Annotated in this window: 10 protein-coding genes; 6 read left to right on the top strand and 4 right to left on the bottom strand. The window is 51.5% G+C overall.

Annotation, left to right across the window (positions count from 1 at the left end):
- Positions 1 to 41 precede the first annotated feature (41 nt).
- From CA13_RS17325 to CA13_RS17310, 4 genes are all read left to right on the top strand, one after another.
- On the top strand, positions 42 to 1,787 hold the full coding sequence (locus tag CA13_RS17325; RefSeq protein WP_419194496.1) for a 3-keto-alpha-glucoside-1,2-lyase-like domain-containing protein: 1,746 nt from the start codon (positions 42 to 44) through the stop codon (positions 1,785 to 1,787).
- Positions 1,788 to 1,883: 96 nt separating this feature from the next.
- On the top strand, positions 1,884 to 3,236 hold the full coding sequence (locus tag CA13_RS17320; RefSeq protein WP_419194495.1) for a Gfo/Idh/MocA family protein: 1,353 nt from the start codon (positions 1,884 to 1,886) through the stop codon (positions 3,234 to 3,236).
- A 219-nt stretch (positions 3,237 to 3,455) separates the two neighbouring features.
- Positions 3,456 to 5,069, top strand: a complete 1,614-nt coding sequence (locus CA13_RS17315; RefSeq protein ID WP_146398694.1) for a bifunctional aminoglycoside phosphotransferase/ATP-binding protein — start codon at positions 3,456 to 3,458, stop codon at positions 5,067 to 5,069.
- Between the two features lie 47 nt (positions 5,070 to 5,116).
- Positions 5,117 to 7,804, top strand: coding sequence for a bifunctional acetate--CoA ligase family protein/GNAT family N-acetyltransferase (locus CA13_RS17310; protein ID WP_146398692.1), 2,688 nt, complete (start codon positions 5,117 to 5,119; stop codon positions 7,802 to 7,804).
- 38 nt (positions 7,805 to 7,842) lie between these two features.
- Here the strand turns inward: CA13_RS17310 and CA13_RS17305 are convergent, their stop codons facing one another.
- Positions 7,843 to 8,913 carry a hypothetical protein gene (locus CA13_RS17305; RefSeq protein ID WP_146398690.1) on the bottom strand — a complete coding sequence of 357 codons (1,071 nt, stop codon included), beginning with the start codon at positions 8,911 to 8,913 and terminating at the stop codon, positions 7,843 to 7,845.
- Positions 8,914 to 9,124: 211 nt separating this feature from the next.
- Between CA13_RS17305 and thiD the strand changes: the two genes are divergently transcribed.
- Positions 9,125 to 9,934, top strand: coding sequence for a bifunctional hydroxymethylpyrimidine kinase/phosphomethylpyrimidine kinase (gene thiD, locus CA13_RS17300; RefSeq protein WP_146398688.1), 810 nt, complete (start codon positions 9,125 to 9,127; stop codon positions 9,932 to 9,934).
- Entirely contained in the window at positions 9,931 to 10,866 is a 936-nt protein-coding gene (locus CA13_RS17295) for a histone deacetylase family protein (RefSeq protein ID WP_146398686.1), read from the top strand. The genes thiD and CA13_RS17295 overlap by 4 nt, the downstream gene beginning before the upstream one ends.
- A gap of 75 nt (positions 10,867 to 10,941) precedes the next feature.
- Here the strand turns inward: CA13_RS17295 and CA13_RS17290 are convergent, their stop codons facing one another.
- The 3 genes from CA13_RS17290 to CA13_RS17280 form a co-directional block, all read right to left on the bottom strand.
- Complete coding sequence (locus CA13_RS17290; RefSeq protein WP_146398684.1) at positions 10,942 to 11,466, bottom strand: hypothetical protein; 525 nt, start codon at positions 11,464 to 11,466, stop codon at positions 10,942 to 10,944.
- Positions 11,467 to 11,648: 182 nt separating this feature from the next.
- Positions 11,649 to 12,734, bottom strand: coding sequence for an alpha/beta hydrolase family protein (locus CA13_RS17285; protein WP_146398682.1), 1,086 nt, complete (start codon positions 12,732 to 12,734; stop codon positions 11,649 to 11,651).
- A gap of 440 nt (positions 12,735 to 13,174) precedes the next feature.
- Positions 13,175 to 17,437 (bottom strand): dockerin type I domain-containing protein, encoded by a 4,263-nt coding sequence (locus tag CA13_RS17280; RefSeq protein WP_419194494.1) that lies wholly within the window; start codon positions 17,435 to 17,437, stop codon positions 13,175 to 13,177.
- Positions 17,438 to 17,537 lie beyond the last annotated feature (100 nt).

Genomic DNA, 17,537 nt, shown 5'->3' with positions numbered 1-17,537 from the left:
GCTAAGCACCTGCCCCCCTCTCCTGCCTCATGCTCTCTGCTATGAACCGATCATTGATTGCTTTTTTACTTGCCGTACTTTCTTGCACGATTGCTTATTCTGAATCGATTGGCACCAGCGACTTGTCGGCTTGGCGCCAAAGCAAGAGTCCTTTGAGCAAGCAATGGCAGCTAGCCAAAAACGTGCATTTGAATCCTGACGATTCGTCTCAACTCGTTGCCGAGGCGGGAACCGGTGTCCTCTATAGCAGTGGACGAGCAGACTACTTGCTTTCAAAAGCGGACTATGGCGATGTCCAATTGCATGTTGAGTTCTATATCCCCAAAGGATCGAATTCGGGGGTCTACATGATGGGACGCTACGAAATTCAAATCTATGACAGCTTTGGCGTTGCCAAAGCTGCGTACCCAGGGATCGAATGCGGGGGAATTTATCCCCGACACGATGGGCAACGTGGAGCATACGAAGGACATTCCCCAGCCAAGAATGTAAGCCGAGTCACAGGCCAATGGCAAAGTTTCGACATCACGTTTCGTGCACCTCGATTCAACGATTCAGGAGAAAAAATCGCTAATGCCTGTTTTGTGAAAGTCGTTCATAACGGTGAACTCATTCACGAAAATGTGGAAGTTACCGGTATGACGAGATCTGGAATGTCGAAACAGGAAACAGCCACGGGACCAATACGACTGCAGGGCGATCATGGCCCGGTCGCATATCGAAATCTGAAAGTCACGCCACTGACAACCGATCAAGATGCTGCGATTCAAAAGAGTGTTTCAACTCGATTGGAATCAGTGGTTCCTGCTGATTCTTCGCTGGTGCTTCTCGAAGGACGCTCGGTGCGAAGCGAAGATGGATCTGTCAAAATTGCATACCCAGGGACGAAGATCAAAGTGGCATTCGTTGGGCCACAACTATTGATGAAGTATCAGGCGACCAGCGATTCGGTCTACGTTGATGTGATTGTCGATTCCACCGACACTCAAAGGATTCAACTCCGTAGTGGCAAGCACGAGCAAGTGCTGTTTAGTGGTTCACCAGGTGAACATACCGTTGAGATTCACAAACGTACCGAAGGTTGGCAGGGGATTTTGAAAGCAATCTCATTTGAAGCGTCGACGGGGCATTTCGTGGCACCGATGCCATTGCCGAAGCGAAAATTGTTGTTCATTGGCGACTCGATTACCGCCGGAGCCTCCATTGATATTTTGCCCGATGATCCGGCCACAGGCGACCATCATTCCAACGGGCGTCTCGCTTATGGCCGCGTTCTCGCAGACCGTCTTGGTGCCCAATGTCATTTGATCGCCTACGGTGGACGTGGGCTAATTCGTGATTGGCAAGGGATGACAGAGACAAACAATGCGCCACAGTTTTATGAGTGGGCGCTTTCGGACGACGCCAATTCTTCGTGGGATGCAACTCAATACGTGCCCGATGCTATTTCAATTTGTCTCGGTACGAATGATTTCAACCAAGGCGTTCCTGACGAAGCAACCTATGTAAAGGCGTATGTTGATTTTATTAGACAACTGCGGCGTGATGCGCCCGACGCACACTTGTTCTTGTTGAACTCGCCCATGTTCGGCGACAATGAAAACCGCAAAAAATTGAACCAGTATATCGAAAAAACAATAGCAACCTTGGGCGAATCGAACATCACAAAAATCGACGTCCGATACTACCCTGGCCGACCGGGCGTGGATGCTCACCCGGTTGCGCCAGAGCATGTCAAGATCGCGGACGAACTTGAACCCGTGTTTCGACGTGAACTGAAATGGTGATTCGATCCATTATCGAACGATTCGCATAGCACGCTGTTTGGTTTTTCAAAAAGCGAAGCCGCCTTCATAACTCTCACCTTGCTAACGGGAATGGTCATGGTATACCGAACTGCTCGACGACAATTTGTGAAAGCCTTTTCAACGGCTGCGATCGCTCCCCTGGTTATCCCGGCTTCGGCGCTGGGACGTGACGGGCACACCGCTCCGAGCGAGCGAATCGTGATGGGCCAAATCGGTAGCGGTGACCATGGATCGGGTTGGAATATGGATCGCATGTTTGCCAACGAGGATCAGCAAGTCTTGGCTGTCTGTGATGTCGACTCTAACCACTTGGCCCATGCCGAAACGAAAGTCAACAAACACTACTCTAGTAAGTTGGGCAGTGACTACCGTTGTAAGGCGTATTCCGATTTCCGGGATCTCGTCAATGACAAAGATATCGATGCAGTGCATGTTGGCACGCCCGATCATTGGCACGTTATCGCTGCACTTGCTGCACTGAAAGCTGGAAAGCACGTTATCTGTGAAAAGCCATTGTCCCTAACGTTAAGCGAAGGTCGTATCTTGGCGGACGTCGCCAAGCAATCGGGAAAAGTTTTTCAAACGGCTTCAGAAAACCGGTCGATCGAGTCCTACATTCGGATGGTCGAACTTGTCAAAGCAGGAGTATTTGGCGAGATCAAGCATGTCAAAATTTTGTTGCCACCGAGCAATCGCCATCGGCAAGCAGTCGATCCGACCTTGGGCAAGCCACCATCGGGACTCGATTACGAGATGTGGCAAGGGCAAGCCACCGAGATGCCGTATTGTGAGTCTCGTGTCCATTACAATTTCCGTTGGCATCTTGCGTATTCGGGAGGTGTCATCACGGATTGGGGTGCCCATATGATTGACCTCGCTCATTGGGCAACCGGCAACGAATTGACCGGTCCGGTAGAGATCGAAGGCAAAGGCGAATTTCCGCCCCGCGATGGGATATGGAACACGGCAACATCGTTCAAAGTCAACTATCGTTATCCTTCGGGGCTTACGACCGAGCTATTCACAGACGCTCCGGGGTTAAAGTTTGAAGGTACCAATGGTTGGATCCTATCACGAGGTTGGCGAGGTCCCGTGAAGTCGAACCGGCCTGAGTTGCTGGAAACCGTGCTGCCAGAAGAAAAGCGGCTACGGCGACCTCGAACCGACGGCCAAGGGGGGGAACACATGGACTTTTCCGATGCGATCAAAGAAGGCCGACAAGCTTACGCACCGGCAGAAATTGGACACCGCACCATCTCGGTCGCACACCTTGGTAACATTGCGATGCAGCTTGGTCGCAGGCTGCGGTGGGATCCTGACCAAGAAAAATTCGCTGATGGCGATGCAGCGGCTACAGCGATGCTTCGTCGTGAACAGCGTGAACCTTGGACGATCGACAATGTTGATTCGTGGATCAATGTCGGATGATAGCAGGATGCTTTGCTGATTCCGTCATCAAGCAAATTGGGCGTTAAGACGCTGCGTTGAGTTCTCGGGAACAGTGTCAGCGTTGATCATGTAGGCACAATGTTTGCACGCAATTTGATGCGTAAAACCGATTTGGGTTTTACGTGCGTTTGTCCTATTCGTGTGCTATGTCGGATTTAAAGTGTGCGGCATTAGCGCGCAGAGTGGTTGCGGAAAACCATGACTAGTTCATACAACGACGTCTTATTGAGGGGCTTGATTTCAACAGAGAAGCTCATTGAGGCTCTTTGTGATTCGAGTTCCTACTCTCGTGGCGATGGTGAGTTGGTTGTGGTTCACCAAACGCACATTTCGTGGGTCTTCTTGGTTGGTCCGTATGCGTACAAGGTTAAGAAGCCGATTGCCACGGCATTCTTGGATTACACGACCCTTGAAAAGAGAGAGCACTTTTGCCATGAGGAACTGCGTCTCGATAGTCGTTATGCAAAGGATCTCTATTTGGGCGTCGTTCCGATCACGCTAACCGATGGCAAGATCAGGGTGGAAGGCGATGGCGAGCCAATCGAGTTTGCCGTGAAGATGCGTCGCTTCGCAGACGATGCTTTATTGAGTGCACAGTTGCGATTGGGAAAACTCACCTTTGCAAAGGTAAAACAGCTTGGCAGGGTTGTGGCCGAGTTCCATCATCTGGCGAAGGTGTCCGGTGCCGGTGAGCCGTGGGGGAATCCGGCTAGTGTGCGTCGTGATGCATTGGACAATTTTGATGCTTTGTGGAGACGGGAAGAATCGAGCTCCGTTCTTGGTTTGCCGGGGAAAGCCTGCGCAGGTTTGTCTCGGCAGCCGGAGATCGTAAACGAGATTTTGCAGTGGAGCGAGTCATTCTTTGATCAGTATGAGGATGAGTTTCAACAGCGTGTGGAAAACGGATTCATTCGTGAGTGCCATGGGGATTTGCACTTGAATAACGTGATCGCTTGGCATGGGCGATTGATGCCATTTGATGGTATTGAGTTCAACGATTCGTTCCGATGGATCGATGTGCTGAGCGATGCGGCGTTCTTGGCGATGGACTTTTCAGCATTTGGGCATACCGAATTTTTCCATCTATTCGTCAACACGTACTTGGAACAAACTAACGACTATGGATCACTTGCACTGTTGCGTTGGTATTTGGTCTATCGGTCGCTGGTACGTGCAAAAGTGGCATCAATTCGCGCCGATCAAGCTGGGCAATCGGATGCCCAGCGAGATGAAGAATTCAAGATTCGCGATCGCTACATTGATTTGGCCGACCAGTTTACGCACATTCAGCGTCCGACGTTGTCAATCACGCACGGAGTTAGCGGAAGTGGAAAAACGACGCTTTCCGAAAGTCTGATCACACAAGCAGGAGCGATACGAATTCGGTCGGACGTGTTTCGGAAACAAGAAGTGGGACTTAGCCCGATTTCACGCCCAGATCCCGAGCAGGTTGAAGAACTTTATTCGAATTCCGCTAGGGAGTCGACTTACTGTCGACTTCAACAAGCCGCGCGCGGTATCCTAAGAGCTGGATATAGCGTGATTGTTGATGCGACGTTTTTGAAGCGTCAACAACGTGATGCGTTTTACGAATTGGCCAGAGACCAAAACGTTGCCTTTCGCATTTTGGATTTCCCCGTTGAAGAATCAACTCTGCGACAACGTGTCGCAGAACGCGCGCAGCACAACGAGGATGCATCCGATGCCAATGAATCCGTATTGGAACAACAACTTCAATCGCAAGAGTTGCTCACGGACGAAGAACGCACTTACGCCATCAACACGCCTGCCCTTTTTAAACCCGTGTTGTAATTAAGCGGATACTCATTTTTCCCACCCCGTCTTTGGTCCGAACGAACATGCCGATTCGTAATCTAAGAAAGATTTTTGCAGCGAAAAGTGTCGCCATTATTGGTGCGAGTCAGCGCCCTATGAGTGTCGGGAACACGGTGATTCGCAATTTAATCGCGGGCGGTTATCAAGGCGAGATCTATCCAATCAATCCGCGGTTTGACCAAATTGAAGGCGTTCGGTGTTACCCATCAGTGCCGGATTTACCTTCACCCGCTGATTTGGCGGTCATTTGCACAGCCGCTGCCTCGGTTCCGGAGGTAGTCCGTCGATGTGGCAACGCAGGCGTTTTAGGGGTGGTCATTCTGTCGGCCGGTTTTCGCGAAATCGGTGAACGCGGCATCGCACTCGAACAAGAAATTCTTGAGGTAAAGAAACAGTTCGAAGGAATGCGAATCATCGGGCCAAACTGTTTGGGCATTATGTCCCCGCATTCGGGTTTAAACGCCAGTTTTGCAGCCGATTCGCCGATCAAAGGACGCGTCGCTTTTATTTCTCAATCAGGTGCACTTTGTACCGCTGTGTTGGATTGGGCCATTGAAAAGCAGATTGGTTTTTCTCACTTCGTATCGGTTGGAAATATGCTTGATGTCGGCATCGCCGATTTGATCGACTATTTCTCGATGGATCGTTGGACCGATTCGATCATTCTTTACGTCGAGTCAATCACGGATGCTCGCCAATTTATGTCGGCATCGCGAGCGTTTACACGTAGCAAACCGATCATTGCTTACAAGGCAGGCCGGTTCGCTGAATCGGCACGCGCTGCTGCATCACACACGGGTGCCATGATGGGGGTGGATAGTGTTTACGAAGCCGCGTTTGCCCGAGCGGGAATCATACGCGTTTTTGATGTGGACGACCTTTTCGATTGTGCTGGGTTACTTGCACGCCAAAAGGAATCGAAAGGACCACGGTTGGCGATCATCACCAATGCGGGTGGACCAGGCGTGATGGCAACTGACGCGCTATTGCAGCGCCAAGGGGTGCTCGCGAACCTATCCGATGCGACCATGGAATCGTTAAACAAATCGTTGCCTCGGCCTTGGTCACATGGTAATCCCATCGACGTGCTCGGGGATGCACCGCCAAAGCGATACGGAGACACCATCCAAACGGTTCTTGCCGATGGAAATGTGGACGGTGCGTTGGTCGTGTTGTCGCCACAAGCGATGACCGATCCGATGCAAACCGCCGAACAAGTCATTCAGGCAGCCAAGACTTCTAGCAAACCCGTTTTGACGGCTTGGATGGGAGGCGCAAGGGTTCGTCCGGGACGCGAGCTTTTCCATTCTGCCGGAGTGCCGGCTTACGCAACGCCAGAGAAAGCAGTGTCGGCGTTCATGCACTTAGTCGAGTACTCGCGTCGGCGTGAAATGTTATACGAGACACCGCGATCCATTCCAATCCGATTCAATTTGGATTCTCAGCGTCTCGAAAGCGTAATGAATTCGATCGAAACCGATGGCGCGAGCACGCTCAGTGAAGTCGCATCCAAGACGCTGCTTGAAGCTTACCAAATTCCTACAACGAAAACCTTCATCGCTCGAAACAAAGAGGAAGCCGTACGGCTTTCCGAGCAAGTTGGCTATCCAGTGGTCATGAAAATTTTCTCGCCCGAAATTACACACAAAAGCGATGTTGGCGGAGTCGTGTTGAATCTAAGCACGGCCGAGGACGTGACGGAAGCCTTTGATCGAATCACCACTGATGCAAAACAAAAGGTCCCCGACGCTCGGATCGATGGTGTCACGATTCAGCAGATGATGGCGCGGCCCTACGGTCGCGAATTGATTGTCGGCGCAAAACGTGATCCAGTGTTTGGCAGCGTCTTGATGGTCGGTGCCGGTGGAACGATGGCCGAGATATTACAAGACCGTGCGTTGGAGCTTCCGCCGCTAAACGAAAGACTCGCCCGGCGGATGTTGGAATCACTTCGTGCGTGGCCGATGCTTCAAGATTACCGTGGCAAGCCGAGCGTGGACGTTGATAAATTGGTGGATGTGCTGATGCGAATCAGTTATCTCGTTGCCGATCATCCCGAAATCTCGGAAATCGATGTCAATCCTCTCTTGGTCACACCCGACAATGCGATTGCGCTCGATTCACGCGTCATTCTTGATCGCGAATCCGCGAACCAGCAAACGACGCCCTATTCACACTTGGCGATTCGTCCGTATCCATCGGACTTCATTAAAGATTTATCGCTCGACGACGGGACACAGATGTGCTTGCGGCCAATCCAGCCCGAGGATGAGCCACTATGGTGCCGATTGGTGGCATCGTGTTCGCCCGAGACAATTCAGATGCGTTTTCGTTATATGTTCAAAGCGACGACTCATGAAATGGCAACGCGTTTTTGTTTCAACGATTACGATCGTGAAGTCGCAATTGCCGCCGAAACGCAGATCGATGGTGAGTCCGTGTTTGTTGGAGTCGGACGATTGGTTGCTGATGTAGATCACCGCGAAGCGGAGTATGCAGTGTTGGTCAGCGATCAGTGGCAGGGGCACGGGCTTGGCGGCATCTTGACCGACTATTGTCTTGATCTTTGCAAGTCTTGGAACATTCGCCGTGTGGTCGCAGAAATGTCGCCGTCGAACAAACGGATGATTGATATTTTCGCCCACCGCGGATTTGAACTCGACCGCACGGTCGCATCCGATGTGGTGATTGCACGAAAACAATGGACGTGAGGCATGCGATAGAGGCTTTCCCTCGTAGGGATCGGAGCTTACCAGATCATTTTGATTCCTACGTGTAAACCGTGCCAAGTGATGTCATGGTAAAAAGGTTTTTGTAGTGCTGCGTCGAACATCGATTGTTGATCGGATTGCTCTAATGCTCCGACAGCATCGGCCAGGAACAATCCTTGGTAGGCGATTCCAACTGACGCCCATGACGCGACCCAAGCGTGCGCTCCAATTTCAATGTCTACCAATGAAGTGTTGGTGTCGCCTTCGTAGTCGAAGGTAATGTTTTGGGCGATCGCTTTACCCTCGACTTCGTTGTTCAGAGCTGCGTACTTGCCGCAGAAATAGACGCGTGCACTGCCGTTGGTCCACAGGGTTCCTTCGCCGCCGACTTGAAATCCGAATGCGTCGTTGTGCGATTCTGCGTAAAATCCCAAGCGAGTGCCGGTACTCAATTCAGCGGTTCGTAACACGTCAAAGTTTTCGTCGAGTTTTAACCATCGAACACCTGCGGACAATCGCAACCGTGGGATGGGGCGATAGCCGATCATCCATTCAGCGGAATCGAGGTCCGATTCTAAAAATATCGAATAGCTTGACTGGGGACTGGTTGGCGTTCCAGCATAAAAATGGGGATATAAATTGGTCGACAAGTCCCCTGGAGTGCCGATGACTGATTCGCCAACGGTTCCTCCGACGGAGAAAAACGAAATCCCCGTGTCGAGCCCCTGAACGTGACGACTGAGATTGAATAGCGTTGCGGAAACTCGGTAGCCCAGCTTCATCTCTGGATCGAGTGCATCGCTGGTTGCAACGACTTCGGAACTATCATTGGTAACAAGAGCAAATGCATCGGAGCTCGAACGTATCAGTCCGAGAAAGCCCACGTCGGCACCAAAAACGGGCTCGTAACAGTACGGAGCTGGTAAATCGAGGTTGTGGAAATTGTTGATTGCTGGTTGGTATTTCAGTGACGAGTCGCGGTGCAATTCACCCTCGGTTTGTATTGGGCTTCGCTCTGCGTACCTCCATTGGCCAAAAACGGACGTGGAAAAGGAGGTCAAAAGTGCAAAGATAATAGCGGAAGTTAGGGTTTTGATGAGTCGATCCATCTTTGAACACCTTGGTGGATTGGACGATCCTTGTCACAACGTATACAAATGAAGGGACAGCGTTATGGTCGGTTTCGGGCAATAATACGAATGCTCTGAACGGTATTATGAAGTGGCCTGGAACAATTGCTATCATGACTGAGATTATTCACTACGACCGTCACCACTCAGCGGTTCCAACCGAGACTGGAGAACATCGTTGCACGTTGCGATGACAATCGCCGGTTCGGATCCCTCCGGAGGTGCCGGTTTACAAGCGGACCTGAAGACCTTTCACCAACATGGTGTCTACGGCATGTCAGTAGTCACCTTATTGACTGTTCAGAATACGCAAGCAGTAAAATCGGTGGAACTGCTTCACCCCGAATTCGTTCTCGCCCAACTCGACGCGGTCCTGCAAGACATTCCTCCATCGGCGGTGAAAACGGGGGCGTTGGGAAATGCGGAAATCATCCGCTCCGTCGCAGAGCGTGTCGCCAACGCAGAGTTTCCGTTGATTGTGGATCCGGTGATGATCAGCAAGCACGGTTCCGTGTTAATCGATGATCAAGCCATTGAGACGTTGCGGTCAAGCTTGCTGCCGCATGCGTGTTTGGTCACGCCCAATTGTTTTGAAGCTTCCCGATTGACCGGCATGAATGTGAGTTGCCTTGACGAAATGGAAAGAGCCGCTGAAGCGATTGTTCGAATGGGAGCCAGGAATGTTCTGGTCAAAGGCGGCATTGAAGGCGACCAATCGGTCGATCTTTTGTATGGCTTGGGAAAATCGCTTCGGTTCGCTTCGGATCGTTTAGACACAAAGAACTTGCATGGTACAGGCTGCGTTTTGTCGGCTGCTATCACGGCAGGGTTGGCCAGTGGTCTACCCTTGATTGAGGCGATCGACGCAGCCAAACAATTTGTCAGCGCGGCGATTCGGAGGGGGGCGGGCGTCGGCGAGGGAATTCAGCCGGTCGATTTTCACACAGAGACGAGGCGATTTCGAGAACATAAAACTGCTATCCAGAGTCACAATCGATGACACTTTTCTATTCCGATCCGCTTTTTCAAGAACATGAAACGGGCGACCATCCGGAGAACGCGGGGCGTATAATGCCCGTTCTTCGGTATCTGCATTTTGTGTCTCTCGATGCCATTTGTAAACGCCCTTCGTGGGATGCTGCATCGCCAAAGACGTTGATGATGGTACATACGCCCGAGCACATTCAGGCGGTCGAAAAGATGGCCATGGAAGGTGGTGGGCAACTTGATCCAGACACGGTCGTGAGCCGCCGATCATTCGACGTTGCATGTAAAGCCACCGGAGCGGTGGTCGACGCGGTCCAACGCGTCATGCAAGGGGAAAATACGAATGCGTTTTGCTTATCGCGGCCTCCGGGGCATCATGCACTCGCTGACCAAGCGATGGGATTCTGCTTGTTCAACAACATCGCTGTCGCTGCTCGCGTCGCAACCGAAAGGCTGGGACTCGACCGAGTTCTGATTGTCGACTTTGATGTTCATCATGGGAACGGAACGCAAGCGATTTTTTATGACGATCCCAAGGTCGGTTTTTTTTCGATGCACCGTTCCCCGTTCTTTCCGCATACGGGGTTGAAAGATGAAACCGGGATCGGTGCGGGTGAAGGAACCACTCGCAATTTGCCGATTGCGTTCGGTACCTCTCGCAAAGATCAACTCGAACAGTTCACCGATTCACTCAGCGATTTCGCGGACTTGATATCGCCCGAATTAGTGTTGATCAGTGCCGGTTTTGACAGCCATCGCCTCGATCCGGTCGGTTCACTGGGGCTCGAAACCGAGGATTTCACCGCTTTGACCGACGCCGTGATCCGGATCGCGCAAAAGCATTCCGAGGGGCGAATTGTGAGCGTACTGGAAGGCGGCTACAACCCGTTGGTGTTGGCGGAATGCGTTGGCCATCACGTCGAAGAATTAGTGCAAAACGATTGACTCACGATTACGGCAATGCTTGCTGCAATCGGATCCATTTGCATTCAAAGTTGAGTTCTCGTCTCTGCGAGTGGTTCATTTGTCCGCAGACATCTCGGAAAGCACGGTTAGCTCAACAGGCTTGGCATCGCGAATCTTGCGAGCCATATTGCGGATTTTTTCGTTGGGTTGGAATAGTTCTACCAATTCTTCTGTCACATCGATCGTTTCAACATCGGATCGAAGGTAATCGCATTCCCTGACAATTGCCACAAGCGAATGTTTTGTGGCAATGTCTGCCAGTTGATCTGTGACGGGCGCAAGAAGGTCGCCAACGGGCACATGGGCAAACCCTTGAAAATGCAGCAACCGTTGCCGTTTTTTTCCCCATGCGTTCAATCGCTTCACAGCTTCCTCGTCCCCGTTCTTTTTCGCAGCATCGAGTTCAACCATTTTTTCGGCGACAGGATTATGGGGTGATGCGGCGTAAGCGACCGCAATCGAGCGGTTGTCATAAGTTCCAATTCGGATCTTAGCGGCGTCAGGCTCTTGCCCCGAAACGCCTGAAACAAACGACAAATTCATGGCGAACATGGTCAACAGCATTGGCAGAAATCGCATCGAAACGTCTTTCTATAATGTGAAAGGTAAGGAAACAGTAACCGATATTTTGCGAGAGCCCAAATAGAGCAAGACGGTACGCAACATTCCATTCAAATCGTAGGAAATAATGACTTTGGCGTCTTCTATGCGAACGCCAACGCCGCCGGTTCACTCCGTTTGTGCTATTCCGGATAGCAATGTTATTGCAGATACGGATTGTACTGGACGTCTCCGCTGTTATGCCGAACATTGGTGCGTCGAACTGGTGTTGGTGACTTTGCCGGGAGCGAGACGGGGCGGATAGGATCGATGGAATCGTCGCTCTCAAGCCCTGTGTGTTTCTGAAGCCATTTCGCGGCAGTTACAAATCCGACTTGGGGGATATCGAAATGGTCTTCCGAATCGACTTCGGTGATCTCGCTTTCCGATCCAATTGCCTGACCCATTCGTTGGACCTCGGATGAACGGACGATGCGGTCATTGTGACTGTGGATCAATAGGCATGGCACCTGGATCCGATCGCTGTGTGACATAGGAACGGACCGACGGACTTCTGTCACCAATTGGTCAGGGTCTTCCACAGGCCAACTCCGTATGAGTCGTCCAATCGAACTATCCATTTTGCAGGCAGGTGCGAACGCGACACATCCGCGGATACGGGTGTCATGGGCAGCCAACAGCAACGCCTGCTTTCCGCCGCTGCTATGTCCGATCGCATACATCTTCGTTTTGTCGATCTCCTCAAAACATCGCAACGCCCATGTGATTGCATTGCGTGCATTGACTAAACCCGCCTTGGACGCAACGTATTTTCGTGCCAATTCCGCCATCTCTTTGGGCGGAGTCTGCGGTGTTAGTGCTTGGGCGCCGCCGTCGGTCTCGTAGCACACTACTGCGAACCCCATTTGAACGTAGGGCAGCATTTGCATTTCGTCCTGTTGGGTTAATTGCATTCCGGCAAACAATGGCGATCCAGCGGGCGTGTATACCAAGCACGGAAGTTTAAGCTGCGGCTTTTTCGATGGCATCAAAACGACAACCTGACTCGCCTCACCTGGTTGACCAAGTTCGACAGGAAGGGAGACGTTGAAACGCAATGCGGTTGAACCCGCCATTGCCTTGCCCGTTGGCCGTGACGGCATTTCAGGGAGTGAAACCGATTCAACGGAAAACGGTTCGATTGGTGTCGTCGGAAGGCATCCCGAAAACGTCACGATCAAGAGCCCTAAACAAGTGACTGAGATCGTATGAAGATTCCGAGTACGGTGAGAATGCGGGAAAAGCATGTTGCTAGTCTTCCGATAGCTGATGGCCCAAACATGGTCGATTACGAGTCATCAAGGCTACGTCACGCTACATTGTGCACGAGTGGTGGGCGACACCGAAAAAGTCCGTTGAGAGGGGCGTCCGTCCGATCAAGAGGATTCTCAGGATTCTGACAATTACAAATAGAGCCAAACTTGTTTCGGAGTTTGCGCAACAAGCGTCAATGTAGGGCCCTCTTATGTGTCTGTGTCGGAATTCGCGGCGGGCATCTAGAAGGAAACCGCTTTGCGTGTGACCCACAAACCAACTTTTTTGCCGGTGTATGGATGGCACCATAGGCCAATGAATCCTACACCCGTTATCGCTGGAATTGATGTTTTCATGACACGATTCTAGCGACCAACGGTAGCGGGCGAACGCACTCCGAGCGGTAGCTCGCTACGCTTGTGGTCGCACCGCACTACACCGAGTCGAGTCGTGAATCGAGCAATTGGATGTCATCTTCTTCGTCCTCGGACTGCAGATCCCGAAGGGCAAGATCAAACGCTTGCGGGGATTGGCTGACGGATGAGTTTGGATTGGTCTGCGAACGGTTCATTTCATTGATCACCATCAAAGCATCTAATGCCGTGACATGACCGTTGCCGTCAACGTCCAAATGACTCCACTTTTCTTGGGACGCTGTTTCTTCGCCTGACGTATTGTTGGTTGACCCGCTGAGATGATTGATCACCAGTAATGCGTCCATTGCCGATACGACACCGTCGGCATTGGTATCGGTTGCCTGCAACGCAGAGACGCCAACAATACTGCTGAAGTTGCTTGCACCGCTCGGAGTGATCAGTTTCAGTTCAGCCTCGGAGGTCGTTCGGCCTAGTCGAGCAAGCAGCACATCGGCGTTGGATACGATTTGATCACGATTGATATCGTAGGGACTGGTAGAGTCCACCGTGGTACCGCCAGCGGTTCGATTCAAACGAATCTTCAAAACATCCGCGTTGCTGACCGAGGTATCGTCCGTACTGTTACCGACTTCGCCAGGAGCATTGCCAAAGTAGAACACGTCGGGAGTTTCCAACGCTGTGTTCTCGTTGGCCTTGACCGTGACTTGCAACCACTTTCCTACAACGGCTTTATCGGGCAGCGTCAAGGTAATTCGGTCGCTGCTATTAGCCCCCTCACCGGTACGCCTCGAAAAACCAGGAACGATTTCCAGGTCCGTGAACGTGCTGGTGTCGCTATCGTTGCCCACACGCAATGTGAAATCATCCGCTGACAATCCACTCGCAGGCAGGTTGGCGATGTCAATTATGATCCCGTTTACGCCGCGACTGTAACTAGTGTAGTTTGCAAAGCTGGCATTTTGACCTGGTAATAACGCCTGTTTGTCTGATGCGATTGCACCTTCATCGGCGGTGTTCGCAGCGGAATCATTCCCGTCGAAATCGCTGTTGTTGTAAAACAACAATCGACTTTCTATCGTCGCGGGTGTAGGCAAATCGCCCGTTCGAGTAATGATGATACGCGTCGTTGCGAAGCGATCGTTTGTTCCCCCTTCTGCGGTGAAGGTTAATGAAAGGGATCCGTCGGATACCGCGACACCATTGGCAAATGTGTTCAAGTATTGGTTAGCGTTGGTGGACATACTTGTTGACACAACGGCACCAGCTTCGGCCGAAACGACCATGTCGTCCATCGCGTGGTTGAGGTCTCCCACCGTTACCAACACGTCATAAACGCCATCAGCAACTTTGTGTTCCAATGTCATCGAGCCACTGGTGATGAAAATTCCATCACGGTTTAGTCCATTCGCTCCAGGAGCGCTACCGTTATCGATCGATGCCACGGAACTGGTGAAATAGATATCACCATTGACCTTGTCAGTGAGCGGCACATAGGTGGAATCAAAAGTAGACAGCCCATAAGGTTGCACATCGTAGCGATAACTCGTTTGGGTCAGGTTAACGACCGTGGGATCCTCGAAAACGTCTTGTTGCGTCAACACGATTCGGGTGACCGCCCAAGCTGGATCAACTGTATCGGCGTCTCCGAATTCCAAATTCAATTGACCATCGTAGACATTGACGTCGACTGTGAACGTTGTGTTCGTGCCAATCGGCCGATCAATATCCGAGGCCAAGGTCACACCTTCGCCACGCACAAACATGTTGTCCAATGCGACGATTGGATCACTCATGTTCAATGTCACACGATATTGCCCGTTTATGACTCGGTGGTTAAATGTCGCTGGCGCTGTTCCGCTAATGAAATCTCGATTATAAGCGTTGACGCCCGAGAGATCTCCTCGGTCCACCGCGTCCACCGTTCCGCCACTAAAGTAGACTTCACCTTGGTACACTGGCGCGAGACGCGTTGCGCCCGAAAACACCGGGGATGTATCTGTGCCAGGGTCATAATTGTAGACGGTCTGTGTTAGATCAACGAAGGGATATTGCTGTGTGACGACGATTCGGGTGACCGCCCATGCGGGGTCGATTGTATCGGCATCTCCGAATTCCAAATTCAATTGACCATCCACGACATCCACTTCGACATTGAATGTCGCGTTCGTGCCAACCGGTCGATCAATGTCCGATGCCAAGGTCACGCCTTCACCACTCACGAACATGTTGTCCAGCGAGCCGGTTGGGTCACTCATGTTCAACGTCACACGATAATGTCCATTGACGACCCGATGGTTAAACGTCGCAGGGGATGTCCCGCGAATGAAGTCACGGTTGTAAGCGTTAACGCCCGAGATGTCCCCTCGGTCCACTCCGCTCACGTCACCGCCACTAAAGAAAACTTCGCCCTGGACACCAGACGTCAGGCGTGTTGCGCCCGAAAAAACCGGAGACGTGTCTGTGCCTGGATCATAATTGTAGACGGTTTGTGTCAAATCAACGGTAACGGGGTCGGGGATCGTGATGTTAACTGCCCCAAAATCGGTTTTGCCAGAGGTGTCAAAAACCGTATAGTGAAAGAAGTCTTCTCCCGTTACGCCGGCGGGCGCAGTGTAAAGAATCTCGTTTCTACCGCCGGGCCCAGTGCCAACCGAAAGACTTATGGTCCCTCCTTTTTGGCTGACCGTATCGAGCAACTGAACATCAAGCACATCGTTATTGACGTCGTAATCGTTTGCAATGACGTCTAGGATTCTCGCGGAACTGCTAACCACCGCTGTGTCATTATGACCAAATGGAGCAACTGCTCCTGGGGTATAGGGAGTCCCATACGATCGCTTTTGATTGCGTATTTTGTAGACTTCGTCCGCTTCAGCTGAGGCCAGCCTGCCGATATTGTGGTCACCGCCACCGTGCATGATGCTGACAAATACTTCAGAACCCCCTGCCTCGTCGGTGCCTGAATTATCTCTAGGTTTTGACTCATAGAAGAACCCGGAATCACTTGTGTGCCGCAAATTCCAAGAGTGACCGAATTCGTGGGCGAGGGTGCCGTCAGCCCAACTGCTGGGACCATTACTTGCGGTGAGCGCATATCGATTGCTCGTGCCGACGCTGTTGACATACGCGAGGCCTGAGGGAGACGAACGCACGTGGTACACCGCTAGGTCGTGGGTGTTTCCGACCTCCTGAGGATTGTTATTCCAGTAGTTGCGGAAGGCCGAAAGGCCGGAACTGTCATTGCCGTTGCTGACGGAAAACGGATCGCTGCCGGTACGGATAATGACCGTGCCCAAGCGGTACTTGATGCCCGCGGAACGCAGATAACGGGCATCGAGGTTGCCAGGGATCTTTTGCGCCTCGGCCATCGCGCTCGCTACCTTCTGCTCAACGGTAGTGCCGGAATAATTGTTTAATAATGCGGCCGAGCCAATCTCTACACCAATCTCATACTCAAGCACGTCCATCACTTTGGTGGGCGGAAGTGTCGCTCCTGAGCTCATAGCGGCTGACGTCGAGGGGATCGTTGAAGAGGTGACCTCGCTATAATTTGAACTCACAATCGGCGTTGCATTGGCGTCAACGCTGGGGTCTACAGCCATTGCAGCAGCTACTTCATCATCATGATTTTCATCGTGATCACATTCGTCATCAAAATCCACTCCTTCGGCTACGGAGATTTTGTGGATTCCGCTCGGAGACGAATTCTCCAATGGCTCAATGGTAAGAGAATTTTGATTCGGCCGAATAATATTGGCCTTGAGACCCTCGGCAGTAAGCAGTGCACTGACATCGAATTCCGGATGTTCTACAACTTTGCCAAGGTAAGAACGATCCGCACCAGCATCGACTTGAACCAAGGTGCCGCTGCCATTATCAACCAGAAACCTCGTGTTCTCTCCAAAGATCGAATTCTTTTCAAGATGAAGTGTCAGCCTTTCACCGGAATACTCAATCGACACAGAGAAACTTGATGGCAAATCACTCGGCAATGCCAGTGCATCGACTTGATCGTTCGAGTCTTTCTTGTCGGTACTAACAACCGATTGAGATTCAAGCGATTGCTCTATCGCGTCGTTATTCGAAACCGATACGACCAGATCGCTTGCGGGTATCGTGACACTTTCGACGCCAGCTTGGATCGTCTCAATCTCGGGACAATTCACTGCGAATCCGTCAACCAAAAGCGTTGTCAGTAGTTGCCGCGCCTCTAACGCTTGGAAATATCCAAATTTCCTTTTTCGAAGTCGCTGAGATTGTCCAGATTCAGCTTTACGAAACGCAGAAGAAGAGTGACGATTGTTACGAGGGTTAAGCATGAACATGTTTGGGGTGTAGCGCACGCAAGTGCAATGACTAGCGTTGTTGGGATTGAATGAATGGACGAGTTGGCGACAACAACATGAACGCTGGAAGTGT

The sequence above is a fragment of the Novipirellula herctigrandis genome (assembly GCA_007859835.1).
Taxonomy (GTDB): Bacteria; Planctomycetota; Planctomycetia; order Pirellulales; family Pirellulaceae; genus Novipirellula_A; species Novipirellula_A herctigrandis.
This window is presented reverse-complemented; position numbering and strand designations above follow the sequence as displayed.

Coding starts and splice junctions, on each gene's coding strand:
- CA13_RS17320 (WP_419194495.1), top strand. CDS start 1,884: ATGGTATACCGAACTGCTCGACGACAATTTGTGAAAGCCTTTTCAACG.
- CA13_RS17325 (WP_419194496.1), top strand. CDS start 42: ATGAACCGATCATTGATTGCTTTTTTACTTGCCGTACTTTCTTGCACG.
- CA13_RS17285 (WP_146398682.1), bottom strand. CDS start 12,734: ATGCTTTTCCCGCATTCTCACCGTACTCGGAATCTTCATACGATCTCA.
- thiD (WP_146398688.1), top strand. CDS start 9,125: ATGACAATCGCCGGTTCGGATCCCTCCGGAGGTGCCGGTTTACAAGCG.
- CA13_RS17310 (WP_146398692.1), top strand. CDS start 5,117: ATGCCGATTCGTAATCTAAGAAAGATTTTTGCAGCGAAAAGTGTCGCC.
- CA13_RS17280 (WP_419194494.1), bottom strand. CDS start 17,437: ATGCTTAACCCTCGTAACAATCGTCACTCTTCTTCTGCGTTTCGTAAA.
- CA13_RS17315 (WP_146398694.1), top strand. CDS start 3,456: ATGACTAGTTCATACAACGACGTCTTATTGAGGGGCTTGATTTCAACA.
- CA13_RS17305 (WP_146398690.1), bottom strand. CDS start 8,913: ATGGATCGACTCATCAAAACCCTAACTTCCGCTATTATCTTTGCACTT.
- CA13_RS17290 (WP_146398684.1), bottom strand. CDS start 11,466: ATGCGATTTCTGCCAATGCTGTTGACCATGTTCGCCATGAATTTGTCG.
- CA13_RS17295 (WP_146398686.1), top strand. CDS start 9,931: ATGACACTTTTCTATTCCGATCCGCTTTTTCAAGAACATGAAACGGGC.